At 63.0% G+C, this 26,305-nt stretch carries 21 protein-coding genes and 2 tRNA genes; 9 read left to right on the plus strand and 14 right to left on the minus strand.

The genetic code is table 11. The features are described 5' to 3' along the window. Positions 1 to 92 precede the first annotated feature (92 nt). Complete coding sequence (locus UP10_RS26725; protein ID WP_156180268.1) at positions 93 to 1,127, plus strand: beta strand repeat-containing protein; 1,035 nt, start codon at positions 93 to 95, stop codon at positions 1,125 to 1,127. Positions 1,128 to 1,824: 697 nt separating this feature from the next. Next, positions 1,825 to 2,760, plus strand: a complete 936-nt coding sequence (locus tag UP10_RS26730) for an archaeosortase/exosortase family protein (RefSeq protein WP_044590218.1) — start codon at positions 1,825 to 1,827, stop codon at positions 2,758 to 2,760. 597 nt (positions 2,761 to 3,357) lie between these two features. Here the strand turns inward: UP10_RS26730 and UP10_RS44590 are convergent. The 5 genes from UP10_RS44590 to UP10_RS26750 form a co-directional block, all read right to left on the minus strand. Further along, positions 3,358 to 3,443 (minus strand) — tRNA-Arg (locus UP10_RS44590). Then, positions 3,422 to 4,096 (minus strand): thiaminase II, encoded by a 675-nt coding sequence (gene tenA / locus UP10_RS26735; protein WP_044590219.1) that lies wholly within the window; start codon positions 4,094 to 4,096, stop codon positions 3,422 to 3,424. Before tenA ends, UP10_RS44590 begins: the two co-directional genes overlap by 22 nt. A 498-nt stretch (positions 4,097 to 4,594) precedes the next feature. After that, positions 4,595 to 4,671: transfer RNA gene (locus UP10_RS26740), tRNA-His, on the minus strand. A gap of 241 nt (positions 4,672 to 4,912) precedes the next feature. Next, the gene (locus tag UP10_RS26745) at positions 4,913 to 5,347 is read right to left on the minus strand and encodes a phasin (protein ID WP_044590220.1); all 435 of its coding nucleotides are present in this window, start codon (positions 5,345 to 5,347) and stop codon (positions 4,913 to 4,915) included. Between the two features lie 314 nt (positions 5,348 to 5,661). Beyond that, complete coding sequence (locus UP10_RS26750) at positions 5,662 to 6,060, minus strand: phasin family protein (protein WP_044590221.1); 399 nt, start codon at positions 6,058 to 6,060, stop codon at positions 5,662 to 5,664. Positions 6,061 to 6,380: 320 nt separating this feature from the next. Here UP10_RS26750 and UP10_RS26755 point away from each other — a divergent pair, with 320 nt between their 5' ends. Further along, the gene (locus UP10_RS26755; protein WP_044590222.1) at positions 6,381 to 10,073 is read left to right on the plus strand and encodes a PAS domain-containing protein; all 3,693 of its coding nucleotides are present in this window, start codon (positions 6,381 to 6,383) and stop codon (positions 10,071 to 10,073) included. A gap of 290 nt (positions 10,074 to 10,363) precedes the next feature. On the opposite strand, the gene UP10_RS26760 is transcribed toward UP10_RS26755, so the two are convergent. Further along, positions 10,364 to 12,055 (minus strand): vWA domain-containing protein, encoded by a 1,692-nt coding sequence (locus UP10_RS26760; RefSeq protein ID WP_044590223.1) that lies wholly within the window; start codon positions 12,053 to 12,055, stop codon positions 10,364 to 10,366. A gap of 425 nt (positions 12,056 to 12,480) precedes the next feature. Next, positions 12,481 to 12,798, minus strand: a complete 318-nt coding sequence (locus tag UP10_RS26765) for an ArsR/SmtB family transcription factor (RefSeq protein ID WP_044590224.1) — start codon at positions 12,796 to 12,798, stop codon at positions 12,481 to 12,483. A 55-nt stretch (positions 12,799 to 12,853) separates the two neighbouring features. Between UP10_RS26765 and UP10_RS26770 the strand changes: the two genes are divergently transcribed. Next, positions 12,854 to 13,798: a threonine/serine dehydratase gene (locus tag UP10_RS26770; protein WP_044590225.1), complete on the plus strand. Its 945-nt coding sequence runs from the start codon at positions 12,854 to 12,856 to the stop codon at positions 13,796 to 13,798. A 341-nt stretch (positions 13,799 to 14,139) separates the two neighbouring features. Here UP10_RS26770 and UP10_RS26775 read toward each other — a convergent pair whose 3' ends face one another. From UP10_RS26775 to UP10_RS26785, 3 genes are read right to left on the minus strand one after another with little or no spacing between them, the layout of a single operon-like run. Beyond that, entirely contained in the window at positions 14,140 to 14,784 is a 645-nt protein-coding gene (locus UP10_RS26775; RefSeq protein ID WP_044590226.1) for a GNAT family N-acetyltransferase, read from the minus strand. Position 14,785: 1 nt separating this feature from the next. Further along, the gene (locus UP10_RS26780) at positions 14,786 to 15,436 is read right to left on the minus strand and encodes a 3-oxoacid CoA-transferase subunit B (protein ID WP_044590227.1); all 651 of its coding nucleotides are present in this window, start codon (positions 15,434 to 15,436) and stop codon (positions 14,786 to 14,788) included. A 24-nt stretch (positions 15,437 to 15,460) separates the two neighbouring features. Then, positions 15,461 to 16,168: a CoA transferase subunit A gene (locus tag UP10_RS26785; protein WP_044539432.1), complete on the minus strand. Its 708-nt coding sequence runs from the start codon at positions 16,166 to 16,168 to the stop codon at positions 15,461 to 15,463. 242 nt (positions 16,169 to 16,410) lie between these two features. Here UP10_RS26785 and UP10_RS26795 point away from each other — a divergent pair, with 242 nt between their 5' ends. From UP10_RS26795 to UP10_RS26815, 5 genes are all read left to right on the plus strand, one after another. Then, positions 16,411 to 18,360, plus strand: coding sequence for an AsmA family protein (locus tag UP10_RS26795; protein ID WP_044590228.1), 1,950 nt, complete (start codon positions 16,411 to 16,413; stop codon positions 18,358 to 18,360). A gap of 160 nt (positions 18,361 to 18,520) precedes the next feature. After that, positions 18,521 to 19,906, plus strand: a complete 1,386-nt coding sequence (locus tag UP10_RS26800; protein WP_044590318.1) for an ABC transporter substrate-binding protein — start codon at positions 18,521 to 18,523, stop codon at positions 19,904 to 19,906. A gap of 198 nt (positions 19,907 to 20,104) precedes the next feature. Continuing rightward, entirely contained in the window at positions 20,105 to 20,974 is an 870-nt protein-coding gene (locus UP10_RS26805) for a carbohydrate ABC transporter permease (RefSeq protein ID WP_044590229.1), read from the plus strand. After that, entirely contained in the window at positions 20,971 to 21,822 is an 852-nt protein-coding gene (locus tag UP10_RS26810; protein ID WP_044590230.1) for a carbohydrate ABC transporter permease, read from the plus strand. The genes UP10_RS26805 and UP10_RS26810 overlap by 4 nt, the downstream gene beginning before the upstream one ends. A gap of 98 nt (positions 21,823 to 21,920) precedes the next feature. After that, complete coding sequence (locus UP10_RS26815; protein WP_044590231.1) at positions 21,921 to 22,910, plus strand: hypothetical protein; 990 nt, start codon at positions 21,921 to 21,923, stop codon at positions 22,908 to 22,910. A gap of 12 nt (positions 22,911 to 22,922) precedes the next feature. Here the strand turns inward: UP10_RS26815 and UP10_RS26820 are convergent, their stop codons facing one another. The 4 genes from UP10_RS26820 to UP10_RS26835 are packed head-to-tail and all read right to left on the minus strand — an operon-like array spanning position 22,923 to position 26,268. Beyond that, positions 22,923 to 23,426 (minus strand): DUF6622 family protein, encoded by a 504-nt coding sequence (locus tag UP10_RS26820; RefSeq protein WP_044590232.1) that lies wholly within the window; start codon positions 23,424 to 23,426, stop codon positions 22,923 to 22,925. Positions 23,427 to 23,441: 15 nt separating this feature from the next. Further along, the gene (locus UP10_RS26825) at positions 23,442 to 24,257 is read right to left on the minus strand and encodes an ABC transporter permease (protein WP_044590233.1); all 816 of its coding nucleotides are present in this window, start codon (positions 24,255 to 24,257) and stop codon (positions 23,442 to 23,444) included. Beyond that, positions 24,257 to 25,171 carry an ABC transporter permease gene (locus UP10_RS26830; protein ID WP_044590234.1) on the minus strand — a complete coding sequence of 305 codons (915 nt, stop codon included), beginning with the start codon at positions 25,169 to 25,171 and terminating at the stop codon, positions 24,257 to 24,259. Before UP10_RS26830 ends, UP10_RS26825 begins: the two co-directional genes overlap by 1 nt. Further along, positions 25,168 to 26,268, minus strand: coding sequence for an ABC transporter ATP-binding protein (locus tag UP10_RS26835; protein ID WP_082077271.1), 1,101 nt, complete (start codon positions 26,266 to 26,268; stop codon positions 25,168 to 25,170). The genes UP10_RS26830 and UP10_RS26835 overlap by 4 nt, the downstream gene beginning before the upstream one ends. Between the last annotated feature and the right edge of the window lie 37 nt (positions 26,269 to 26,305).

Here is a 26,305-nt window from a genome sequence, read left to right on the forward strand (position 1 = left end):
GCTCACTGGGGTCTAGCGGACTTCAGCGGAAGGCCCGCCAGCTCCGAGTGTGCCCTTCTCGGACATCCAGCGAGGTCCGCTTTCCGGTCGCCGTGAATGCACAAGAGGGCGGTGGTACAATAACGCTAGGCAATGGCGATCAAGATTCTGTCATCGCTTCGTATTCGGGTGGTAGTACAGTTACTCTCGGAAATGGTGATAATGACACGGTTAGCGCCGGCAGAACCTCCAACGACACTATCATCTTGGGAAATGGAGACGGCGACTCCATAGGCGCAAGCGACGGAACAATCGGAACAAACGACCGCATTATCCTTGGTAATGGTGACGGTGACTCCGCATTTGTGGGAGTGAGCGGCGCTAACGTCAAGATCGGTAATGGAGACAATGATCTTGTAAGCGGAGGCATTGTCGGAGCTCCGTCAACGATTAGCCTCGGCAATGGCAGCAATGATCAGATCAACATCGCGTTTAACGGAGGAAACGGAAGCGTAATCACGGTGGGTAACGGTGCGGATGATATGGTGACGGTTGCCGACGCAAACTCCGGTATCACCTTTATCTTGGGTAAGGGTGCAGGAGACGCGGTTAGTGTGATCGACAATCAATCCGACACGATCACTCTCGGCAACGGCGTCAGTGACTCTGTGGTGGTCAGTAGCTCGACAACCAATTTCGATGGAAGCGAAACCACTATCAGTAGTGCACACGATGCGATTTCCTTAGGAAACGGGGCGCACGACACGGTGACTGCCGATGGTGACAGCTACGACACGATCACGTTTGGAAATGGTGCGGGTGACACGGCGAGCACCAGCGGTGGTCAAAATGAAACTGTTACATTCGGCAACGGTGCCGGTGACACCCTTGACGCGATGAGCAACGCGGGAGCGCCGTTTTCTAACAATGCAATCACGTTTGGAAACGGCGATGGCGATACGGTAAATGCCTCTAACGGGGAAGCCGACAATAACATAATTCATTTTGGTAGTGGCGCGGGCGACGTAGTCAGTCTCGCAGGCTCTGAGCTAGTGTCCAACGCGATCACTCTCGGTAACGGCGCGGGCGATATGGTGAGTTCTTTGGGGGGGCAACCGAAAGCGATGCTTTTGCCGCTTCGTTTTTAGAGCTTTAAAGAATGCGCAGGCGCTTCCGCGAAGTCACAGGCCGGTGCTATTCCACGTTCACGCAGACGTGCGCCGGGAAATGTTCTCCGAGCAACTGGCTCGAACGACGAGCCCTATCGTCGTCATCGGCGACGGTTTGCTTCCGAAATAGCGGACGTGGAGCGCTACAGTTGCGACAGTCCGCCAGTCCGAACGAAATCCAAAAACGACCGCCCGAAGGCGGCCTTGCATCATCTAAGACGAGACGGCATCAAGTCGCATTACGTCGACGCCGGATCAGCAAGTAAGCTCCGTACCCGATTGCTAGACCAGGAAGGCTAGCGCCGAGGAGCGGCAGAGGAGCACCCAACGGTTGATGGCCGTTGCCGTTGCCATTTCCACCACCGTTTGGATTTCCATTATTGTTGCAATTTCCTTCGCATGCAAAGGACGGAGCTGAGGCAAACGATACGGAAGCGACTAACGCTAATGCTGGAAGAAACGCCCACTTGATGTTCATGTCTAGTTCCTCTTTAAATGACCAGTTTCTCTTTAAAACATTATCGCAATGCAATAACTATCAGAGCATGGCTTTTAATGGAATTCAACCATCACGTCTGGTTCCATTCATTATTTGTTTCAGCGAGTTTAAAATGCAGAACTTTTTGTTCCGCGACTTTCGCATATAAACTGCAAAATTAACCCACAAAGAGCCCTTATGCGCGCCTTTTGGATTTTGTCAGGCTCGGAGATAGGAATCTTAGTCTTCCTTTACGCGGGAAAATTCGCGCGTTACGTGGGAAAGCTCGCGGGAAACTTTTCGGATTCGGAAACCGCGATCCTAATATCCGTTTATGCGGAAAAGTTCGCGCTTTACGCGGGAAGTTTCGCGAGAAAATTTTCAGATTCGATAAGTGTCAGCGATTTGGCAGGCCAACCCGTGCTCGGGACTTTTGGGGCAGGGGCTAGTGTTGTCTCGCTTTACCTTCTATCCAAAGCGCGAACTGGCGCCCCTTCTCTGCTCGATTGGGCTTGCGGCGCATTCGCTTTGCTGATCGCTGCAATCGGTTCAGCGTATTGCTCGATCACGCTGTTTGGTCTCTATCTGATTATCCGGGATCGTAATGATTTATACACAAAAGCCGCGGGGGCTGTGGTACTTGCGGTTTCCATCAACGCTGTATGGGCCCCGTTGATTTTTGCCAAGCTGTCGTTTCTTTTCCTGAATATTGATGCCCGAGTGGTTGGCTGGCTTCTGAGTTACGTCGTAGCTGGAGCCTCATCGGACGGTACAATGGTTACGACTCCCAGCGGACACGACGTCATAATTAATTCGGGATGCGCGTCGTTTCACAACCTTTCGTTGGCGTCCCTATGCTGGGTGACACTTACGATGCTTCATCGCCCATATTGGATTAGGGCCGATCTTTTCGTAGGCTTGGGCGCATTGCTGATCCAATTTGCGTTAAATATGTGGCGGTTGGTTATGGTCTGCATGAATCCACCCATGTATCAATTTTGGCACGAAGGGTTGGGCAAGGACATCTTTTCGGCCGTTGCCACAGCAAGCGCAATTATCTTTGTGCAGCTCTGGTTGAGTCGCCCCGATCCGACCGTTCCGGTGGAAGTATCGCGGTCGCTCGAACGGGGATGAGCTCATCTGGCAACGGACCGTCGCTTTCCGGGTTAAGGACTCCAACCTTGCGGGGCGCGATTCCTCGCGGCATCAACATCGAGCGCCTAAGGGATCCCGAGCCAAACTGGACCGTGCAATTCCAGGACTTAGGATTGATTGCGGCGTAACGTTGCGCTCAAAACCGCGCTCGCTTCATCGGTTTGCCGCGGGCCGCGCCCACCCAATCCGCCGCGTCGATACGTCGAGGTCGATGCCTTCGCGCCGGTAGACGTCGGTCTGACGATTGAGCGACAGGTGCAAGACGAGCAAATATCGCTCTCTCTCTGCTGTTAGAGCGATCAAACGCGGTCAGGGCCGATGGGCTAGTGATGCTCCAGATCATCTGGCCCCCAGCAGAACCGTTTGGAGCGATCTTCTGCGGAGTGCTTTCGTCTGCTCTGCCTCGGCGAGGTTGCGGTCGTTGCACCGGCTTCTCGAACGCGACTGATCGTATTTGGTGAGACGTTGTAGGACCGACCCAATTCCCGCACTGACTCTCCTGCGAGTTTCGGCACCCGGATTTCATCCATCTGGTGAGGGGTCAATTTTGGCTTCCTGCTAATACAGCAGCTTACTTGGTTGCGGGGATAGGATTTGAACCTATGACCTTCAGGTTAGGAGCCTGACGATTGCCGAAGGCCTATTCAACACGATGGCCCGCGCGCCAGCCCATCTCCCAGAAGTCTGCCTCGAGCCGGGTGGCTTCCTTGAAGATCGCAATCAGCTCTGCCTCGCGGGCCGGCGTGGCGTAGAGATCGGCGAGATGCTCCAGGTGCGCCCGCGCTTTTGCTGCGATCTCCTGGTATGGCACGCCGGCGTACTCGGCGATCCAAACGCGATAGGGGTTCGTTGCAGCGTCCGCATTTGGTCGCGAGGCGAGCCGCGTGGCGATCTCCGCGTACCCGATCACACAGGGGGCAAGCGCCACCTTGAGTGCCAGCAGGTCGCCGCGCATTCCAGCGTCGAGCACGTAGCGTGTGTAGGCCAGCATCTCGACCGCCGGGGGAGTTTGTTCAAGGTCGCTCGGAGATAGACCCCACCCGGCAGAGAGCTTCACATGAAGGTTCATCTCAACATCAAGGATGGCCGAGAGGCCGGCCGCTGCTTCACGCATGTCGGCAAGCTTGGGCGACTTGTAGACCGAGAGCGCGTAGGCGCGCGCGAACTCGATGAGGAACAGGTAGTCCTGAGCGAGGTAGTGACGAAACGCCGCTTCGGCGAGCGAGCCGTCCGCCAATGCGTTCGTGAAAGGATGCTCGGTGTAGGCTCGCCATTCAGCGGACGCTTCTGTCTTTAGACGCTCGAAGAAACTCACGATCTATTCACCTGACTGCCTTTCCCATGAATCTCTTTTGCTCGCCACCGATAGCGCGCGAAGCGGCACGCTGACCTTGACAAGCCGCTGCGATCAGCCGTCACGATCGCGTATAGAATTCGCCTACGCCGCCTGGAGTGTTTCAAGAATCTGACGCTGGATTTTGCGATCGGGCATTTCGACTCTCAGTCGGCTACGGATTGAGCAGAACGAAACGTTTGCTGTAGATGCTGCCCGGCTCACCGGGGCGCTTGAGGATCAACAGACCCTCCCCGACCTGTTGGCACACTTTGTGGGCCCACTCGTCATCCTTGGCTATGGCTTCGTCCTTGGTCTCTGCCCAGATGGGCGTGTCGTCTAACCGTTCTCGTTAGTCGCGACGTCTGCAAACCATGCTCCGTATTTGTCGCTCATTGCTGCCCTGCCCCGCGTGGTAGCTCCATGGTAGCTACAACACTTTCTACATTCAGGCGAATTAGGTTAAGCGCTTGATTAGTCTGGTACAGTTGGGTGGGCTCGAACCACCGACCTCCTGTTCCACAGACAGGCGCTCTAACCAACTGAGCTACAACTGCATCCTGGCACGCGGCCCCGCTAAAGGGGGCGGCGATTTCGGGCGGAAACTAGGTGCAACGCACGCCTTTGGCAAGGCCGGAACGCAGGCTTTCCGTCCGCATTTCACAGCGATGGATAACCCCGGCTCAGGCTCTGACCAAACCAGAACCCAAGCCTTAGGCTGCTGTTTTGACGCGTTTTCCAGCAAAAAGGCCCGGACATTCCTGCCCGAGCCTTCAGCAAATCGTGGTGCGGGCCTGATCAGGCGGCCGGCTTATAGAGCTTCGCGGCGCTGGCCTTGATCGGCTCGGCGGCCTCAGCGGCGACCTTGTGGCCGAGCTCGGCGAGTTCCTTGGCCTGGGCGCCGTAGGTCTCGAACTGCTTGCGGGCGTGCGAGGTCCACAGCTCCATCGCCTCGGTCGGCGACTTCACGGAGAACAGCGACTGGGCGAATTCGAGCTGGGTGGTGGTGTTGGCCTTGAAGAACTCGAGCACCTTGGCCGAATACTCGCTGGAGCCCTTGCTGACGCTGGTGAAGACGGCTTCGACCGTCGAATTGTGGGTCTCGGCAGCGTCCTTGAACTTGGCGTAGCTGTCGCGGGCCTGCGAGACGCCCTTTTCGGCGAACGCGCGCATCTGCTCGGGGACCTCGAACGGGATGACGGAGGCGGAGAACGGATCGGAGGGGTTGGTCATTGACGTGTAATCCTTCGCAACGGTGACTCGAAACGGGTGACTCGATGTGACCATCTGCGAACGCCCCGGACTAAAACCGGGATCGTCGAAATGGATCACGCTGCCTTGATTCACGGGAATGCCCGGCGTTGGGCATGACCTATAAGACACCCTTATCATGTCAATTTTGTGCAACGCAACGCGAATTCGCTGCAATGCCGCAACTTTTGACTGCACCGGATGCAGGTTCCATTCTGGCCGCCCCAAGGTTGCGTCAGCAATCTCGGCGTTGCATCGGGGAACCCACTATCGGCTCGGCTATAGCTTGGCCCGACTCAGCCTTTCGGCTTGACCGCGTCCATCGCGGCGCGGCTGACGATCTGGCCCATTTCGCTGGCCTGCTCGGCGAGCGCGCGCATCTGGCCCTGCACGTAGTCGCTGTGCAGCTTCATCACTTCGGTCAGATCCTTCGCCTTGAGCAGCGACTGCGCATAGTCCAGCGAGGACTGCACGTTCTTTTCGGCATAGGCGAGCGCCTTGCTCGAAATGTCCTTGGCGCCGGCGCGCACGCTGGCATTGCGCTCCTCGATTGTACCGGCGGTCGCCTGCGCGGTGGAGACGAATTTCTCGAACGCCTGGCGCGCCTGGCCGAAGCTTGCCTCCGCCATCGATCGCATGTCCTTGGGGATCTCGAATTTGGGGATCTCGAAATGGTCACGTCCGTTGTCGCTCATGGTCGTGCTCCCTGGTTATCTTCGCCTGTCCCGGCCGACGCCAGCCTACATCGCGACGCCGCATTGCCGACGTGACGCGGTGTCGCCGGTTCCGGATCTGGCTTGCCCGGCCGTTAGCGCCGACAACGCCTAAGCGCGGCGGATCGTTCAGGCAAGTTAACGTTATCCAGCCTTTGCCGTGGGCAGGATGGGCGCAGCGGTGGACCTGCCGCCGCGCGCTTGCGATACTAACGAACCGTTAAGGCTGTCATCCTTTGGCCGCCGGTATCTGCGCCCATCGCAGGTGAGAAAGCCCAACCAATGCGATCAAGTCCTGCGTGATGAACGATGCGGAATTCCAGATTCAGGCGCTCGGCGATCCCAGGCTAGCGGAGCATGCGGCGAGCCCGCGGCCCGCATGGCTGTGGTCGGCCGACGGCGCGCGGATCCTCTGGGCCAATCCGGTCGGTGCGCAGGTGTTCGGTGCGGTCAACGGCACGGATCTGGCGAAGCGCTCATTCGGTCCAGCCGATCCGCATCGTCGCCAGGTTGCCCGGCTCAGCGGCAGCCTCTTCGCCAATGGTGCTATCAGGCTGGAGCGGCTGCGCGGCTTTGGTGCGGCACCCGGACTGCTCGCGACCTGCAGCTGCGCGCGGCTCGACCTGCCCGACGGCAGCCACGGCATTTTGGTCGCCGCGGCCACCGGCCGCGTGATGCCGCTGGCCGAGCGGCTGCAGCGGCTGGTGCAGGGACTGGACCGGCCGGTCGCAGCCTTCAGCGGCGACGGCATGCTGCTCGGCGCCAATGATGCGGCGCGTCCCCTGCTCGGCCTGCACGATCTTTCAGAAGCCGGCCTCGATGCGGCGCGCAGCGACGCGCTGAAGCAGGGCCGCGCCGCAGCCAGTATCGCGATCGGCCGCGTCGTGCTGCAACGGATCGGCCGCGGCGCCGATACCGCGCTGGTCGCACTGATCAAGCCGGCGCCGAATGTCGTCGCGCAGCCGAAGCCGACGCCGACAGTCGTGCCTGAGGCGATTGTGCAGGAGACGGTCGCGCCGGAGACACCGGCAGTTGCTCTCGCGAGCGAACAACCGATCGCGCCTGACGAAGCCCCGGCGCCGACCACCGAAGTGCCGGCCGCCTTCACGCTGTACGACGCGCTGGCGACGCAGCAGGAAGCGATTACGGAAGAACCCGCCGCGCCCGAGCCTGTTATCAGCGAGCCTCATGTCGACGCTGGGCCTGCGGCAGCAGAACAGGCGCACGCGGAGCCGGAGCCCGCCGAGACCACGCCTGCGCATCCCGACATCGCGCATCCCGAAGCGCCCGTGGTCGAGGACTCGCCGACCGAGGCGCCGATCGATGTGACGGCGGAAGAGGAAGCCGAAGAAGAGATCGAAGAGCCGCCGTTCGAGACCTTGCCCGACGTTGAGGACGAGGCTGTCGCGCCCGTCACGGCAGCCTCAATACCACCGGCCGAGCCTGCCCCCTCGCCCTACGCCGTGGCGGATGCGCCCGCCGCCGAACCGCCGCCCGCGCCCGCGCCATCCTGGCTCGACGAGCCCTTGCCGACTGCGCGGCGGCTTCCGCTGCGCTTCATGTGGCAGATGGACCATGAGGGCCGCTTCTCGCTCGGCTCCGACGAATTCACCCGCCTGATCGGCACCCGCACCGCGGCCGGCTTCGGCCGGCTCTGGAGCGAGATATCCGATGCTTTCGGGCTCGACCCCGACGGTCGTGTGCTGAAGGCGGTCGCCACCCACGACACCTGGAGCGGCATCACGCTGCCCTGGCCGGTCGACGGCGGCGGCCGTCTGCCGGTCGAACTGGCCGGCCTGCCGGTGTTCGACCGCAACAGGACTTTCGCCGGCTATCGCGGCTTTGGTGTGTGTCGCGACCTCGACGGGCTTGCGCGACTCGCCGCGTTGCGCCGCTATGAGTTCTTCAGCGGCCCAACGGTGCCGCAGCCGCTGTCGGCTGACGTCGCGCCCACAGCGCTGGTCGCAGATGAGCCGCTCGCCGCCGAGCCGCCGGTCGACATTCCTCCGCCGGTCGCGGAGCCGCCCGAGGCCAACGCCGCACCTCCGATCGAGGACCTAATTGAGCCGATAGCATCCGAGACTTCACACCCCGACCTGGATCAGACCGTGGAAACGCCCCAAGATACGCGCGAAGAAGTCCGAGAGGATGTGCGCAACGAGACGCCACAGAATGTGGTCCCGTTCCGCCCCGGAGGCGACACGCGGCCGCCATCGCTGACGCCGGTCGAGAACAACGCCTTCAACGAGCTCGCCCGCCAATTGTCGGCGCGGCTGGAGAACGAGGCGGGACTGACCGCGGCAACCGCCGACAGCAGCACCGCAGAGACGATCGCCGAGCCGGACGCCGTAACCGAGCCGACCGCTGAGGAGCCCGCCGCAATCGAGCCGCCGCGCGAGGAGCAGCCAGACACTCCGAAGTCCGGCTGGATGGCGCAGACCGAGCCGCCGCCGCGCGGCGAAGCCAGGCGCGACAAGGCGCTGCTCGATCTGCTGCCGGTCGGCATCCTGATCTACCGGCTCGACCGCCTGCTCTATGCCAACCACGCCTTCCTCGCGCGCATGGGCTATGACAGTTTGCACGCGCTGGAAGACGCCGGCGGGCTCGATGCGCTGTTCGTCGAACCCGGCGTCTCGCAGGCGAGCAGTTCGTCCGGCACCGGCACGCCGGTCACGATCTCCGCAAACCAGGCCGCGGACGCATCAGCCACATCGGTGTCTGCCGAGGCGCGGCTGCACACCATCTCATGGGACGACGACTCCGCGCTGGCGCTGATCTTTTCGCGCACGCATGACGAGGACACCGCGATCGCGGCAGCACTCTCGGCGCCGGCGCCGGAAACAGCGATCGAGCCGATCGCAGTGCCACCCGAACCGCAGGCCGGCCACGCCGACGCCGAAGAGCTCGGCGCGATCCTCGACACCGCGGCCGAAGGCATCATCATGTTCGATGCCGAGGGCAACATCCATTCCTGCAACCGCAGCGCCGAGGCGCTGTTCGGCTATGACGGCGCGGAGTTCATCACGCACAATCTCGCCGATCTGTTCGCGCCGGAAAGCCAGCACAACGTTTTCGACTATCTCGCCAGCGTGAAATCGGCCGGCGTCGCCAGCCTGCTCGATCACGGCCGCGAGACGCTCGGGCGCGTGCGCCAGGGCGGCTTGATTCCGCTGTCGGTGACGATGGGCCGCACCCGCGCCGAGGGGCCGAACTTCTTCGCCGTGTTCCGCGATCTCTCGCAGACCAAGGCAAGCGAGAACGAATTGCGCGAGGCGCGGCGGCTGACCGAGCGCGCCGCCAACGGCAAATCCGACATGCTGGCGCGGATCAGCCACGAGCTGCGTACGCCGCTGAACGCCATCATCGGCTTTGCCGAGGTGATGATCGGCGAGCGTTTCGGCGCGCTCGGCAACGAGCGCTATGTCGAATACATGAAGGACATCCGCGCCTCCGGCGAGCGGGTGATCGCCATCGTCAACGATCTGCTCGATCTCTCCCGGATCGAGACCGGCAAGCTCGATCTCGCCTTCACCAGCCAGAACCTCAACGAGATGGTGGAGAGCTGCGTCGCGGTGATGCAGCCGCAGGCCAACCGCGAGCGCATCATCATCCGCACTTCGCTGGCGCACACGCTGCCCATGGTCGTCGCCGACGCCCGCGCGCTGCGCCAGATCACGCTGAACCTGATCGGCAGCTCGATCCATCTTGCCAATGCCGGCGGCCAGGTGATCGTCTCGACCGCATTGTCCGACTTCGGCGAGGTGATGCTGCGGGTGCGCGACACCGGGCAGAGCCTCAACGACAACGAAGTCGCCGCCGCGCTGGAGCCGTTCCGGGCGCCTGCGCCATCAGACCAGGCCGGCGCCGGCGGCGTCAGCCTGTCGCTGACCAAAGCCCTGGTCGAAGCCAACCGCGCCAAATTCCAGATCCGCACCGGCGGCCGCTCCGGCACGCTGATAGAGGTGGTGTTCTCGCACGCGATCGCTCGGGTGTGAGGTAGCGCGCTTACGTGATGCCGCCGCATTCTCCGCTCCACCGTGAGGGTCGCACCGGCAGATGGGTTCCCTCCCCCCTTGTGGGGGAGGGTGGGGAGAGGGGTGCCACACGGGCGCTCTCTCCGACGCAAACTTGAAACGACGCGCGACCGAGATTTGCGAAAACGAATTCCAACGTCACGCATCTCGCCCGGGGCTACCCCTCTCCCCACCCTCCCCCACAAGGGGGGAGGGAGCCTGAGAGACGTGCTCACCTCACAGACAGGAGAGACGTAACGTCGCAACGCCGCCTACTGCTTGATCTCCAGCGTCTGGCGTTTGCCAGCCACAATCGAGAACGGCTTTTCCACCTTCTGGCCGTCGGCATAGATCGCGACCGCGACATAGTCGCCGGCGCCGAGCGCGACGTTGAAGGTCGCCTCATAGCTCACCGAGACGCGCTTGCGCTCGTCATTGATGTCGCGCTCAGCGCCGTAGATGTCGATCTCCTGGGCGCCGTCGGTCTTGATTCCGATCACGCCGGCGTTGAGGTTGACGTTGATCCGGGTCGGCGCACCGGACTTCACCTCCGTACGCACCGTGCCCTTGGCCTCGCCGACCACAGCCGTCACGTCGTAGCTGCCGCTTGGCAGGTCGAACTTCGACTCGGCATCGTATTCCTGCGCAACCTTCTCGCCCTCGTCGCCGTCCGGCTTCGCGGGCTGGCGGACCGCGACCACGATATCCTTCTCAACCCTGGGCCCGCCCTCAGCATAGGTAGAGGTCACGATCAGCTTGCCGACATCGAGCGTGAGCGAGACATTGCTCGAATCGCCGGCGGCGACCGAGAACGGCTTGCTGGTCTTCGACTGCCCTTTGGTCAGGGTCAGCACGTAGCTGCCCGCGGCGAGCACGAAGCGCGGCACCGCGTCGTATTCCTGGGCGATCAGCGTGCCGCCCTTGTCGGTGACCTGCCAGACCACGTCATCGACCTTGCCAGCGCCACCGGCGACCGAACCTTCGCTGGTGACGTAGCCGGCATCGAGGATGACATCGAGCATCGCCTGCTTGCCCTTCTCCACCTTGAGCGGAAACTCGCGCTTGAGCTGCCGGTAGCTCACTTCGACGATGTAATCACCGGGCGCGATGATGTCGGCAAACGGCGCACCATAGAAGGTGTTCACGTGCTCGCCCTTCTCGCCGGCGGCGGGCTTGAAGATGCCCCAGTTGACGTCCTCGTCGCTGATCGGATCGAGGCCTTCGGCAAGCCGCGCCACGCCGCGAATGTTCTTGCCGAGATAGGGATCGGCCACGGGCTTCTGCGGCGCCTCGCTTGCGACCTTGGTGCCTTGCGTCGCCGCCACCGCCTTGGTCAGCGCCCCGGTCAGGCTCGACGCATTGCCGGCGTCGAGATAGACGCCGCCGGTGGCGCGCGCGATGCATTGCAGCTGGCTCTTCGCCGCGGGATCGGCGACGTCGAGGCCGATGACGTGGGCAGTGAAGCCGATGCCGGATTTCTTCAGCTCGGCCGCCGCCGCGCACGGATCCGGTGCGCAGGTCTCGATCCCGTCGGACACCAGGATCACGGTCGCCTTGTTCTCGGTGGACTTCAGCGCCGCGGCCGCAGCCTTCAGCGAATCCGCAATCGGCGTCTTGCCCTTCGGGTTGATGCCGTCGACCGCAGCCTTGATCCTCGCCGGATCGAACTTGCTGACCGGCACCATCAGCTCGATGTCCTTGCAATCGCCCTTCGAGCGATGGCCGTAGACCATCACGCCGAGACGATCGGCGGGATTCCATTTCGACAGGATCGAATCGACCGCCTGCTTTGCTGCGGAGATTTTGCTTTGGCCATCGACCAGGCCCCACATCGACCCGGAGGCGTCGAGCACGAGAATGGTGTCGGTCCCCTGCGCTTGCGCCTGCGCGGCGTAGGGTGAGAGCAGAACCAGGCCCAGCGACAACAGGCCGGCAACGAACGAGCTGCGGAAAAACTTGATCACGGAACGGTCCTCGATGATGGGGGACAATCGGAGGCAAAGACGACTGCGACGGCGCGGTGTGTCGTGAGATCACCCGCGCGCTGCCTCAGGGAGGCCCTGCTTCGATCCGGATTTTGTTTTTTCTTGGCCGGATTGCTCACGCGACACAAATGCCGGAGAGCCGCGTAACGAACCGCAAAAATATCTTCAATCGGCGCAACTAGTGTCTGGACGCTTGGCCTAACCCAACGCGCAGATGACGATCAGACTGTTTCGACCGCGGCCTTCGGTGTGAGCGTAATCACAGAGAGATGCCTTTGCACGGTGCCATGCATTAGCCGACACTCCGGCGCACGACATCAAGCGCGTCACTCGGCAACTCAAGCACCTTTGCGCGGCGCCGCATCCGGCGAGCCGAGCCACTATCCACTTCGCTCGAAAACGCTCTAGACCTTCGCGATGATCGCGGTCTTCGTCCGCGCGATCTGCGCTTCGTCACGCTTGTAGAACGTCCATTGCTTGACGCGCTTGGTGCTCAGGAACCCGGCCTGGGTCAGGATCTTCAGATGTTCGCTGACCGTCGGCTGGCTGACCCCGAGCTTCTCGGCGATCAGCACCCCGCAGACCCCATCCTTGACGAGGTCGCCATCGACCTGGGCGCGGAAATGCGCCTTCGGGCGCTTCAGCCATTCCAGGATCAAGAGCCGGCGATCACTTGCTAGCGCGCGCAGCGCGGACTCGACATTGGCCTGAGATGAAGTCATATTGCTAATTAGCTAAATAACTAATTGCTGTCAATCATTCCCGTCTGCAAGGAGACTGACCGTGACCGAGGTGACACCGCAGGACATCGAACGATGCGCTGGTCTGATCAGGCCGCACATCAGGCGGACCCCGGTCGTCGTGCTCGCGGGCGACGAGTTCGGCCTCGCCGCAAAATCGCTGACGCTCAAGCTCGAACTGCTGCAGCATGCCGGCGTGTTCAAGACCCGCGGCGCCTTCGCCAATCTGCTGGCACGCGACGTGCCGAAGGCCGGCGTCGTCGCGGCATCGGGCGGCAACCATGGTGCAGCCACCGCTTACGCCGCGATGCGGCTCGGCAAGCCGGCGCGGATCTACGTTCCCACCGTGTCGTCGCCCGCCAAGGTGCAGCGCATCCGCGACTATGGCGCCGACCTCGTGATCGAGGGCGATCTCTACGCCGACGCGCTGGCCGCAAGCGAAGTCTGGGCGCAGCAGAGCGGCGCGATGCCGGTGCCGGCGTTCGACCAGCACGAGACCATCATGGGTCAGGGCACGCTGGGCCTCGAACTCGAACAGCAGGCCCCCGACATCGACACCGTGCTGGTGGCAGTCGGCGGCGGCGGCCTGATCGCGGGCGTTGCCGCGTGGTATGGCGGCCGCGTCAAGGTGATCGGCGTCGAGCCAACGGCAGCGCCGACGCTGACGCGCGCACTCGCGGCCGGCCATCCGGTCGATGCCGAGACCGGCGGGCTGGCGGCAGATTCGCTGGCGCCGCGGCGGGTCGGCGAGCGCGTCTATCCGATCGCCGCGAAATATGTGCATAGCACCGTCCTGGTGTCCGACGACGCGATTGCCGAGGCGCAGCAGACGCTGTGGCGTGGCTTGCGCATCGTCGCCGAGCCGGGCGGCGCCGCGGCATTTTCGGCGCTGCTGTCGGGCGCCTACAAGCCCGATGCCAATGAGCGCGTCGCGGTCGTGATCAGCGGCGGCAACACCACGGCGGTGGATTTCGGCCGCTGATGGCGGCCCCTGGCACTGAGTTGCCCCACGGCGCAAGGCCTCACACGAAAAATATCTCGCTTTATCAGAAGAGAAACCCAGCTTTCCCTGCGCCCTTCAAGGAGAGGGCGGAACGAAATGCAAAGCTCGGACAATTCATGTCGCGAGAACGCGAATGTACGACTCACAAGCCGTTGCAACAAACTCGCCGTCGTCCCGGCGAAGGCCGGGACCCATTACCCCGAATGCGACTTGTTGCGCGACGCTGGGGCCACAGCCTACTTCAACAACAAAACCTTGTGGTTATGGGTCCTGGCCTTCGCCGGGACGACAGTTGTGTATGCGGTGGCTTTACCGCCCACTCACATCGCGCGGGCAAACCTTCGGAAGCCCGGCGCGCCGGTCAGGGCTTCGAACGCGGCATCGCGCTTTTCTTCGGCGAATGCAAAGCCCGCTTTGGCGTAGCAGCGCTCGGCGGCCACATTGTCGATCAGGAACGAGATCGAGGCCTGCGCGTAGCCAGCGGCCTTGCCGGCGGCGAGCGCGTGTCCGATCAGTTCCTGTACCAATCCGCCACCGCGATACGCCTTGTCTCTCGCGACGTGCTCGATCAGCCAGTCGCCCTCGCCGCCCTGAACCCAGCAATGGCGGGCATAGGCGCCGCGCTGGAGAACGCCCGCAGCATCGATGTCGGTCTCTGCCGCGACCTCCTCGATCGCCGCGCGGGCGGCAACGACCGTTCCGGATGCCGGCATCGCGCACAGCGCCGCGGCCGGCACATCATCGACCTCGGCGATCAGGAAATGAGCGACGTGATACCATGACCGGTGACGCGCAACGGCGAGCCGCGCGATGAAGGCGAGGCATTCCGGCTCACCCCGATCGAGCGCGATGTCGCACCAGCCGCGCGGTAACGGGCCGCGCTGCGCCGACAGGATGATGCGGGCGATGAAGGCCGCGTCGTCGGGTCGTGCGGGACGGATCGTTGTCCGTCCCGCCACTATCATCTCAGGTGTTCTTCAGCGCGACGCGGAAGTCGGCCTCGGTCTTGGCCTTGACCTCGTCGAGCGTGACGCCGTCGGCAAGCTCGATCAGTGCCATGCCGTCCTTGCCGTGCTTGTCGATAGTGAACACGGCAAGATCGGTAACGACCATGTCGACGACCTTCTCGCCGGTCAGCGGCAGGTTGCATTGCTTCAGCAGCTTCGCGCCATCCTTGGCGGAATGTTCCATCACCACGACGACGCGCTTGACGCCGGCGACGAGGTCCATGGCGCCGCCCATGCCCTTCACCATCTTGCCGGGGATCATCCAGTTGGCGAGGTCGCCGTTCTGCGCCACCTGCATGGCGCCGAGGATCGAGAGATCGATATGGCCGCCGCGCACCATGCCGAACGACTCGGCTGAGGAGAAATAGCTGGTGTCAGGCAATTCGCTGACGGTCTGCTTGCCGGCATTGATCAAATCGGCGTCGACCTCGTCCTCATAGGGGAACGGGCCCATGCCGAGCATGCCGTTCTCGCTCTGTAGGCTGACGTCGATGCCGTCGGGGATGTAGTTCGACACCAGTGTCGGGATGCCGATGCCGAGATTGACGTAGTAGCCGTCGCGCAGCTCCTTGGCAGCGCGGGCGGCCATCTGTTCACGGGTCCAGGCCATGGAAGGCTCCTAACGGGTTTCGGATCAAGCTGCGGGGCGCGGGCGAGTGTTGCGGAACTCGATCCGCTTGTGGCCGGTGCCGACCTCGATGATGCGCTTCACGAAGATGCCCGGCGTATGGATATGGTCCGGATCGATCTCGCCGGCCGGCACCAGGTGCTCGACCTCGGCGACGGTGACCTTCGCCGCGGTCGCCATCATCGGGTTAAAATTGCGCGCGGTCTTGCGATAGACGAGGTTACCGGCGGTGTCGCCCTTCCAGGCGTGGACGATGGCAACGTCGGCGAACAGGCCCCGCTCCATGATGTATTTCTCGCCGTCGAATTCCTTCACTTCCTTGCCCTCGGCGATCAGCGTGCCGACACCGGTCTTGGTGTAGAAGGCCGGGATGCCGGCGCCGCCGGCGCGGATGCGCTCAGCCAGCGTGCCCTGCGGGTTGAATTCGAGCTCGAGCTCGCCGGCGAGATATTGCTGGGCGAACAGCTTGTTCTCGCCGACATAGGACGAGATCATCTTCTTGATCTGGCGCGTTTCCAAGAGCCGGCTCAAGCCGATGCCGTCGACGCCGGCATTGTTGGAGATCACGGTCAGCCCCTTCACGCCGGAGTCGCGGATCGCGTCCGACAGGGTCTCGGCGATGCCGCAGAGGCCGAAGCCACCCGACATGATCATGATGCCGTCCTTGAGGAGACCATCGAGTGCCGACTTGGCGTCGGGATAGACCTTGTTCATGCGACGAATACCTGATGGAGGGCGTGAACCGCTGACACAGGCTGGATTATTAGGCGAAATCTTCGCGGTGCGTCAATGACGGCCCCCGTGCCGCCACGGAAGGCCGCCTGCGACATCAGGATGGCCTTGAAAGCGACAAGAAAACCCTTCAAGTTGCGTGGGTTGGCACCGGCTTCCATGCACAGCCCGCAGTGTCCGACGTGACCCGACAATTTCAACCCGATCCGGACATGTCATTGACCATGGCCCAAGGAATAAAGCGCCTCGGGATGCCGATCGCGGCGGTTCTCGGCCTGGCGCTGATTGGCCTGATCGCCAATTCCTGGTTCCTCAACCGGGATTCGCTGCGACGCGCCGTGGAAGCGCAGATCCGCGCCGTCACCGGGCTCGACCTCGTCGTCAACGGCAGTATCGATGTCTCGGTGTTTCCGGGCAGTTATGTCTCGTTCCATGATGTGGGGCTCAAGGGTGCAGATACCACCGACCCCGCTCTGCAGGTCGATGTGCTGACTGCCAATTTGCGCCTGCTGCCCCTCATGTTGCGACGGTTCGAGATCGCCGACGTCATGATGCTCCGCCCGCACATCCATGTGGTGCGCGACGCCAATGGCGAGAGCAACTGGACACCGTTTGTCGAAACCATCGCCAGGACGATGACGCCCGGCGCCGAGAACCAGGTGTCGTTCTCCGAGATCCGGATCCAAGACGGCGAAATGAACTACGAGGACGCAACCAACCGCGTCGCCGAACAGCTCGGCGATATCGACCTGTCGCTGGCCTGGCCGTCGATCTCGCGCTCTTTTGCCGCAACCGGCCAGTTCGACTGGCGCGGCGAGCGCGTCGACGGCTCGATCAGCGCCAGCGATTTCGTAGCCCTGCTGTCGGGCGAGCGCTCCGGCCTGAAGGCACGGCTAGCCAGCGCGCCGCTGAAAGTTGCATTCGACGGAACCGTCGCCAACCGCACCAGCCTGATGATGGAAGGCGTCGCCACCATGGACTCACCGTCGCTGCGCAATGCGCTGCGCTGGATGGGACAGGAGCCGCCCGGCGGCGGTGGCGGCTTCGGCCGCTTCGCGCTGAAGGCGCGTGCCAATGTGGTCGGCGGCTCGGTCGCGCTTACCAATGTCAATGTCGAGCTCGACGGCAACGTCGCCGAAGGCGTGATGACCTACGCCAATAACGGCCGGCAGACGCTGCAGGCGACGCTTGCGGCCGGCAATCTCGACTTCACGCCCTACATCTCGACCTTCCGCCTGCTGGCCAGCGGCCAGCGCGACTGGAACAGGCAATTGTTCGACCTGACCTCGCTGTCATCAACCGACCTCGACATGCGGCTGTCGGCGGCAAGGGTCACGGTCGGCCCGTCCAGGCTCGGTCGCACCGCGTTCGGCGCCAATCTGCGCGGCGGCGCGCTCGCGCTCAGCGTCGGGGAGGCGCAGATGTATGGCGGCATCGCCAAGGGCTCGTTCGCGGTCGCGCGGTCGGATGCGGTCGCCGACGTCAGGGCGCAATTCCAGTTCACCGACGTCGATTTGCAGGCCTGTGCCAGCGAATTGTTCGGCATCACCAAGCTTTCGGGTCGCGGCAACCTCAACGTCTCGCTGACGGCGTCAGGCTCCAGCCCGTTTGGCCTTGCGCAATCGCTCGACGGGACCGCGACGCTGACAGGCCATGACGGCGCGATCGCGGGCTTCAATGTCGAGCAGCTCTTGAAGCGGCTGGAGCGGCGGCCGCTGTCGGGTGGCGGCAATTTCCGCTCCGGCGCGACGCCCTATGACAATCTCAATCTCTCGGTGAAATTCTCCGACGGCGTTGCGACCGCCGATGACATTCGCGTCGAGGGCCCCGCGGCAAAGATCACGCTGACCGGCACGGCTTCGGTGCCGGCGCGCGAATATGACCTCAAGGGCGTCGCCAGCCTGACGTCCGCATCCGCCGGCGGCAACGCTTTCGATCTGCCCTTCGTGGTGCAGGGTCCGTGGGACGATCCCCTGATCTTCCCCGATCCGGAAAGCCTGATCCGCCGATCGCCTGCGTCGGCGCCGCTGCTCGATGCGGTGAAGGACCGCAAGACCCGCGACGCGGTGCGCTCGGTGATCGAGCGCCTCACCGGCGGCGGAAAGCCCGCGGCGCCCGACGCCGCAGCGCCGGCAAGCGCCCCGGCAGCCGCCGAAAATGCGAAGTCGAACTGATCGAGCTCTTCGCTTTCCGCATAGGTGCGACTATGCGCGTCCGCGCCGCTCGCGAGACCCCCTACAGAAGTCGCCGATGCACCATCTGGATCAGGTCACAGCCATGCGCTAGTGTTTTACCCAACCGGTTAAAAAACCCGGCGTGAAGAGGGAGAACAACGTGAGATCCAAGGTTATCGGCGCGCTTTCACTCGCGGTCGCAGCCGTCGGCCTGTTCGCCGCCACCGCACCCGCTTTTGCCCAGGGCAAGACCATCACCGTCTGGTGGGGCAAGGGATTTTACAAATCCGAAGACGACGCACTGCTCGACACCATCAAGAAATTCGAAGCCAAGACCGGCATCAAGGTCGAATTGTCGCAATACGCGATCCAGGACATGATTCCGAAGACGGTCGCCGCGCTCGATTCCGGCACCGTGCCCGATGTCGCCTATTCCGACACCTACGACGTGCAGGCACAGGGCAAATGGGCCTATGAGGGCAAGCTCGAGGACCTCTCGGACGTCATGGCGCCGATCCAGGATCGGTTCGTGCAGAACACGCTTGATGCGTCGAAGCTCTATGACAACGTCGCCAAGAAGAGGTCCTATTACGGCTTCCCGCTGAAGCAGCAGAGCATGCACGTCCAGATCTGGAGCGACATGCTGGAGAAGGCCGGCTTCAAGCAGAGCGACATCCCCAACGACTGGACGGGCTATTGGACGTTCTGGTGCGACAAGGTGCAACCGGCGATCCGCAAGGCCACCGGCCAGCGCATCTACGCGGTCGGCCAGCCGATGGGCGTGGAATCCACCGACGCCTTCCAGTCGTTCTACACCTTCATGGACGCCTATCACGTCAAGCTGGTCGACGACGACGGCAAGCTCTTGGTCGACGATCCCAAGGTCCGCGACGCCCTGATCCACGCGCTGACGGACTACACCGACACCTACATCAAGGGCTGCACGCCGCCCTCCTCCACGACCTGGAAAGACCCGGACAACAACGTCGCCTTCCACAACAAGACCATCGTGATGACCCACAATTTCACGATTTCGATCGCGGCGAAGTGGTTCGAGGATTCGACCAATCCGGCGCTGACCGACGCGCAGCGCGCCGCCGGCAAGCAGGCCTATGAGCACGACATCATCACCGCGTCCTTCCCCAAGGCGCCGGATGGTTCCACGATCAGGTACCGCTCCGACGTCAAGACCGGTTTGATCTTCACCGCGGCCAAGAACAAGGCCGAGGCCAAGCAGTTCATCAGTTTCCTGCTCGAGGAAGACAACGTGCGGCCCTACATCGAGGGCGCGCTCGGCCGCTGGTTCCCGGTGACCAAGGCCAGCCAGGCCAGCCCGTTCTGGCAGGCCGACCGCCACCGTAAGGCGGTCTGGACCCAGTTCACCGGCGGCACCGCGCCGTTCGACTTTACCAAGAACTGGAAGTTCACCATCCTGAACAACGAGAACGTCTGGGCCAAGGCCATGAACCGCGTGGTCAGCGAAAAGGTGCCGGTGGACAAGGCCGTCGACGAATTGATCGCCCGCATCAAGCAGGTTGCGGGGTAGGAGTAACGAGACCAACCGCCGCGGCATATTCTTCTTGGTCGTCCCTGCGAAAGCAGGGACCCATACGCCGCGGCGGCGATTTTGAAAGATGCTGATCACCGGCTTTCGTGCAACAACGAAAGCCGGTGGTTATGGGTCCCTGCTTTCGCAGGGACGACAACCTAGGCGCGGGCGACATCTCGCTCAAAGAGTCAACGAATGGCGATAACACTGTCAGCATCCGACATCCCGAGCCTGCCCCTCTCGGCGCGGCTGACGCCGCCGCAGGTCTGGGGCATCGTGCTGCTTGCGCCCTATCTGCTGGTGTTCCTCGCCTTCGTCGTCTATCCGGTCTGCTACGGCCTGTGGCTGGCGCGCCATCCGGCAAGCTATGTCGCGCTCTACAACGATCCGATCTTCGCGCGCGCCGCGGTCAACACGCTGATCTTCCTGGTGATCGGCATCAACTTCAAGATGCTGGTCGCGCTGTTCCTGTCGGGCTTCTTCATCCAGCAGCGCGGCTGGATCAAATGGCTGTCGGTGCTGTTCATCCTGCCTTGGGCGGTGCCCTCGATCCCGACCATCCTGTCGGTGCGCTTCATGCTCAATCCCGAATGGGGCATGGTCAACCAGGTCATCTTCAAGCTGACCGGCGATGACGGGCCGAACTGGCTGAACGACCCCACCGTGGCGCTGACGATGGCGATCGGCGTGCATATTTGGAAATCGCTGCCGTTCTGGACCCTGATCCTGATGACCGGGCGGCTCGCCATCCCCAACGATCTGTTCGAGGCCGCCGACGTCGACGGCGCCAGCTGGTGGCAAAAATTCCGCTTCATCACCTGGCCGTCGATGCAGGTGCTCTATGTCACCTGCTCACTGCTCTCGATGATCTGGACGCTCGGTGACTTCAACAGCGTCTATCTGCTCACCGGCGGGGGCCCCGCCGACCTGACCCATGTGCTCTCGACGCTCGGCATCCGGTATCTTCGGCTCGACCAGCTCTCGCTGTCGATGGCCTCGATCGTCTGCGCGATGCCGTTCGTACTGCCGCTGATCTACTTCATGATGAAACGGTTGTCGCGATGAAGCTGCCCACCCTCCGCGACGTCGGCACCGAAGCCAAGCTGCTGTTGATCGGCATCCCGGTCTTCATCTGGACCATGGTGCCGATCTACCACATGTTCGTGTTCGCGATCTCGCCCAAGGAGGACGCGTTCGCGGGCAAGCTGTGGCCGGACCACCCGACGCTGCATAATTTCCACATTGTGTTCTACCAGGAGCACTACTTCCTGCGTGACTTCTGGATCCAGTTCTGGAATTCGACCGTGATCGCGCTAGCCGTCGGCGCGCTGACGCTGTTCGTCGCGACCGCCGCCGCGTTCTCGATCTCGCGGCTGCGGGTGCCGGGCGGCCGCGCCGTGATGAACCTCGCACTGTTCACCTATTTCATCCCGGCCGCGTTCCTCGCCGTGCCGATGTACCGCACCATGGGCAATTACGGCCTGCTCAACAATCACTGGTCGCTGATCCTCGCCATGGTCACGATCGCCTCGCCCTACGCGATCTGGGTGCTAAAGCAGGCTTCCGACAAGCTGCCGGTCGAGCTCGACGAGGCCGCGACCATGGACGGCGCCACAACGCTGCAGCTGTTCCGCCTGGTCTATCTTCCGCTGATGATGCCCTCGCTGGTCGCGGTCGGCACCTATGCGATCCTGCTCGCCTGGAATGAATATCTCTATGCGTTCCTGCTGCTCTCGAAGGATACCGACATCACGCTGCCTGTTGCGCTCGGCAACTTCCTCGCCGCCGACGACTCGCCGTGGGAGCTGCTGATGACCACAGGCTTCATCTATGCGCTGCCACCGGCCGCGATCTACTACGTCTTCAAGCGCTACATGGTCGGCGGGTTGACGGCCGGCGCGGTCAAATCGTGAGCGGCCGGAATGGGATAATAGAAGGCGAGATGATTGAACCTGTCACGCCGGCGGGGCGACCGACAGGATAGCCGGCCCCGTCAGAGAAACGTCTGGATATGCGGACCAACGACGTCACTCACCTCGGCCTGATGCTGCTGGCGTTCGCGGCCGCCTATCTCGTCCCGTTCGAACTGCTGCTGCTGGCCTATGTGGTGCTCGGCCCTGCCCACTACTTCACCGAGATCTCGTGGCTGCACGACCGCAGCTACTTCCTGCCCCATCGCGGCATTGCCGTTGCATTGATCGTTCTCGCCATCGCCGCCGCCCTGATCGACAATGCCGCATGGTTCGGCTTCGCGATGTGGGCCGCGCTGATCGTCTGCGCGATGCTGGCGGCGACCAAATCCGCGGTCGAGAGCATGCTGCTGTTCATGGTCGCGATCGCGCTGGCTGCCATGATGTATGAGAGCGGCTCGTCGTTCGCCGTGGTCGGCATCCTGATCCCGACACTGGTCCACGTCTCGCTGTTCACGCTGGTCTTCATGACGCTCGGCGCCTATCGCGCCGGCAGCCCGGTGCAGGCGATGCTGGTCGTCGCCTATCTGATCGCCGTCGCGGTGATCCTGTTTGCCCCGCCGACGGCCGAGGTGCGGATCGCGAGCTTCGCGCTCGCCGCAAAGAACTATTTCGGCAATGTCGGCCCGGCGCTGAGCCGGCTGTTCGGCATCCCGGGGCTGAAGCTCGACACTCGGCTGACCAGCCTGCTCGCCTTTGTCTACACCTACCACTACCTGAACTGGTTCATCAAAGCCGACGTCATCCGCTGGGCGGACATCCCGCGCTCGCGGCTGGCATTGGTCGGTGCCGCGAGCGCCGCGTCGACCGCGCTGTATTTCTACAATTACGCGTTCGGCTTCACCTTCCTGCTGGCGCTCAGCCTGACCCATATCCTGCTCGAATTTCCGCTCAACAGCCTCGCGCTGCGGCAACTCGGTGCGGCCATGGGCGACGGCGTTCGCGGCATCGCCGGACTTCGGACGGCTACAGCGGCACCGCGACCGCGCGGTGCGAGCCCGAAAGCCGCCGAGCGAAGGAAGCAACCGTGATCGACGCAACGCTTAACTCGCGGCGGCCTGCCGCCGCTTGTGCCAATAGGCACGCAACAGCGCGATCGTCGAGCCGATGAAATAGCCCGCGGTCGCGCCCGAGATCGCGCGGCCGATGATGGCGGCGAGCAAGCGGTCGTGGACGTCGACGGCGGAGATCACCGCCACGCTGTACTGCAGAGCGAACACGACAAGGTTGCGGATCAGCGGAAATACGCTACCCGACCGTGTGATCTGTCCCGTGGCGTGGTCCAGTTCGAACGGCCGCGGCGTCAGCACGCCCAGCGGCAACAGCGCCAGCGCTGCCGCGATCCAGGCGATCGGCGGCCAGATGGCGTCCTGCCGCAACCCGATCCGGGAGACGCCCCAGACGATGAAGACCGCCGGCACAATCAGCGCCCGCCAGATCGTCGTGGTCTGCGGCTGCATCGCCTTGATGCCAAGCCAAACCAGATAGGCGAGCAGCACGAACACCCAGGGCGGCGTGTGAGCAAGCATACCGTAGGCGAACTGCATGGCCCCTCCGATCCCTCACAGCGGCGCAGCGCTCTCGCCCTGCGCGCTCGACAGCTTCCAGGCGAACGAAGCCACCACGATGATGACAGCGATCAAGCCGATCACCAGCGTGCAGATCGCGTTGATCTCGGGCTTCACGCCGAGCCGCACCTCCGAATAGATGCGGATCGGCAGCGTCGCCGAACCGGGGCCGGTGGTGAAGCTCGCGATCACGACGTCGTCGAGCGACAGCGTGAAGGCCAGCATCCAGCCGGCGACGATTGCCGGCACGATCAGCGGCAACGTCACCAACAGGAATGCCCGCACCGGATCGCAGCCGAGGTCCATCGCGGCCTCCTCCAGGCTGCGGTCAAGCGAGGTCAGGCGCGACTGCACAATGACAGTGACAAAGCACATTGTCAGCGTGGTGTGCGCGATCGTCACGGTCCAGAAGCCGCGCTCGGCGTTCAACGCCACGAACAGCAGCAGCAGCGACAGGCCGGAGATCACCTCCGGCATCACCAGCGGCGAATACAGCATGCCGGAGAACAGCGCGCGCCCACGGAACCGCTCGCCGCGGGCAAGACCAAGCGCCGCCAACGTGCCGAGCAGGGTCGCAAGCGTCGCCGATACCGCGCCGACGCTGACGCTCATCCAGGCGGCCTCGAGCATGGCGTGGTCGTTGAAGAATTCGTGGTACCAGCGCAGCGACCAGCCACCCCACACCGTCACCAGCCGCGAGGCGTTGAAGGAATAGATCACGAGGATGACGATCGGCAGATAGAGGAACGCGAACCCAAGCGCCAGCGACGTCATGTTGAAACGCGTGATCCTGGTGACGGTGTGCGCCATCAGCTATTACCTTCGAGCTGACGCCGCTGCAGTCGGTCATAGAGCAACAGCGGCGGCACCAGCAGCACCAGCAGCGCGACCGCCGCCGCAGATGCCACCGGCCAGTCCTTGTTGGTGAAGAACTCCAGCCACAGCGTCTGTCCGATCATCAGCGAGTCGGAGCCGGCGAGCAGGTCGGGGATCACGAACTCGCCGACAATTGGAATGAAGCAGAGCAGCGCGCCGGCGCCGACGCCGGGCAGCGATAGCGGAAACGTCACCAGCCAGAACGCCCGCCGCGGCGAGGCGCCAAGATCATTGGCGGCCTCCAGCAGCGAGGCATCCATCTTGGACAGCGTCGCATAGAGCGGCAGGATCATGAACGGCAGATAGGAATAAACGATCCCCAGATACATCGCGCTGTCGGTCGACAGCCAGACCACCGGGGCGGACACGATATGCAACGCCAGCAGGATCTTGTTCAGCAGTCCATCGTGCTGCAGGATGTTGATCCAAGCATAGATGCGGATCAGGAACGACGTCCAGAACGGCACGATCACCAGCATCATTGCCACGCCCTGCCAGCGCTGCGGCAACCGCGCCATGCCATAGGCGATGGGGTATGCGATCAGCAGCAGGATCAATGTCGAGGTCACGGCAACGACGAGGCTGCGTAGATAGGACAGGATGTAGAGGTCGTCGTGGAACAGCAGCCTGAAATTGTCGAACGACAATTGCGCAAAGGCAGCACTCAGCGCCTCGCGCCCTTCGGTCAGATCAAACACTGGCACATAGGGCGGCTGCGCGATCACGGTCTGCGACAGGCTGATCTTCAGCACGAACGCGAACGGCACCAGGAAGAACAACACCATCCAGAGATAGGGCGCGATCGCAGCGAGCCGCGCCGGACGGGCGAAGATGCCGCGCGCGCTCATTGCTCCAGCACCATGCAATCATCGGCCGTGAACCATGCCACGACGCGCTGCCCAGCCAGATAGGCATCGACATCGAGCCGGGCGGTGTTGGCCATCGACGAGCGCACCATCGCGCCCGATTCCAGCCTCACCTTGTAAGTCGTGACGCCGCCAAGATAATTGGCGTCGGCGACAACGCCTTCCAGTCGATTGATCCCATGCGAACCGCCCTCATCCGATGCCGGTGCACGACGCGACAGCTTCACCTTCTCCGGCCGGATCGCGACGCAGACGACATCCTTCGTCACCGGCGGCCACAGCTCGCTGACCACGAGCGAGCCTGCCTCCGATGTCGAGACGGTCAGGCGGCTATGGTCGCGCGACACGACCTGGCCATTGAACAGATTGATGTCGCCGACGAACTCGGCGATCCAGCGCGAGGCCGGCGCCTCGTAGAGGTTGCGTGGCGTCGCGACCTGGGCGAGACGGCCGGCATCCATCACCCCGATTCTGTCAGCCATCGTCATCGCCTCTTCCTGGTCGTGAGTGACGATGATGAAGGTCGTGCCGAGCCGGCGCTGTAGCTCCATCAGCTCGCCTTGCGTGCTCTCGCGCAGCTTCTTGTCGAGCGCAGCCAGCGGCTCGTCGAGCAGCAGCACCTGCGGGCGGCGCGCCAGCGAACGCGCCAGCGCCACGCGCTGCCGCTGGCCGCCCGAGAGCTGGTCGGGCTTGCGCTTCTCCATGCCCTCGAGCTTGACCAGAGCGACCATCTCGGCGACGCGGGTTGCGATATCGGCGCGCGCCATGCCGGCGCGCTTCAGACCGAAGGCGATGTTGTCGCGCACCGACAGATGCGGGAACAGTGCGTAGTTCTGAAACATCATGTTGACGGGCCGCTCATGCGGCAGCACCGGCGCGATGTCCTTGCCACCAAGCAGGATACGGCCCTCGTCCGGCGTCTCGAAGCCGGCGAGCATGCGCAGCAGCGTGGTCTTGCCGCAGCCGCTCGGACCGAGCAGCGCGAAAAACTCTCCGGCACAAATATCGAGCGAGAGCTGGTCGACCGCGCGGAAATTGCCGAACGATTTGGCCACGCTCTCGATGCGCAGCAGCGGCATGTCGGGCGCGGCCGGTTCGGGCAACGGCTTGGCCGCC

Source organism: Bradyrhizobium sp. LTSPM299, assembly GCF_000938235.1.
Taxonomy (GTDB): Bacteria; Pseudomonadota; Alphaproteobacteria; order Rhizobiales; family Xanthobacteraceae; genus Bradyrhizobium.